Source organism: Microbacterium sp. HSID17254, from assembly GCF_003989315.1.
Lineage (GTDB): Bacteria > Actinomycetota > Actinomycetes > Actinomycetales > Microbacteriaceae > Microbacterium.
The window spans coordinates 1-1,019 of the sequence record NZ_RBLT01000122.1 but is presented as its reverse complement, the minus strand read 5'-3'; the positions used below and the strand labels follow the sequence as shown (position 1 = coordinate 1,019).

Sequence of the window (1,019 nt, the reverse complement as noted above, 5' to 3'; positions counted from 1 at the left end):
ACCGCTGATGTACCGGCTGTTGCGCGCCTACGGGGCGCAGGTCGAGACCGTCGAGGTCCCCGCGGTGGTCGGGGGCTGGCAGCAGGCCCGGCGGGACCGGGTCGCCCGGGTGCGCGCCGAGCACCCCGGGTCGTGGTGCCCGGACCAGTACAACAACCCGGACAAGGTCGCCGCGTACGCGCCGATCGCGGCCGAACTCTGGCACCAGCTCGGCCGCACGGACGTCCTGGTCTGCTCGGTGGGGACCGGCGGCCACTCGTCCGGGATCTCCCGCGCGCTGCGGCGCCACCAGCCCGACCTGGAGGTCGTCGGCGTCGACACGATCGGCTCGACGATCTTCGGGCAGCCGGCCCGGCCCCGGCTCATGCGGGGGCTCGGATCGAGCATCCACCCGCGCAACGTCGACCACGGCACGTTCTCCGAGGTGCACTGGGTCGCCCCCGACGAGGCGGTGTCGGCGTGCCGGGCGATGGCGAGCGCGCGCTATGCGAGCGGGGGCTGGAGTGTGGGCGCCGTCGGCGTCGTCGCCGGGTGGCTCGCCCGCACCCGTCCACCCGGTACCCGGATCACCGCGGTCTTTCCGGACGGCCCGCCGCGGTCCTTCGACACCGTTTACAACGACGACTTCTGTTGTGACCACGGCATCGAGGTCGGGGTGCCGCCGCTGGGCGATCCGGACGAGATCTACCGCTCGGACCGCAGCGCGGTCAGCCGGTGGACCCGGTGTGACGACGTCGTCGCCCCCGGGACCCTCTGATCCGCGGGTGGGACCGCTACCGCTCGTTCGACCGGCCGGTCAGGCTGTTGCTGCTCAACCAGCTGACCATCAACCTCGGCTTCTACATGCTGATCCCGTACCTGGCCGACCACCTGTCCTCCGGGCTCGGGTTGTCGGTGCTGATGGTCGGCCTGATCCTGGGCGTCCGGAACTTCTCCCAGCAGGGGATGTTCCTGGTCGGTGGCAGCCTGGCCGACCGGTTCGGGTACAAGCCGATGATCGTCGCGGGGTGCGCGCTGAG

The 1,019-nt window shown here is 71.8% G+C and carries 1 protein-coding gene and 1 pseudogene; both read left to right on the top strand.

Features of this window, described 5'->3' with window-relative positions; genetic code table 11:
• A partial coding sequence (locus tag D8M34_RS18050; protein ID WP_126894711.1) for a pyridoxal-phosphate dependent enzyme occupies positions 1-757 on the top strand: 757 nt, incomplete at its 5' end.
• 47 nt (positions 758-804) lie between these two features.
• Positions 805-1,019: pseudogene (locus D8M34_RS18045) on the top strand (MFS transporter); the annotation flags it as partial.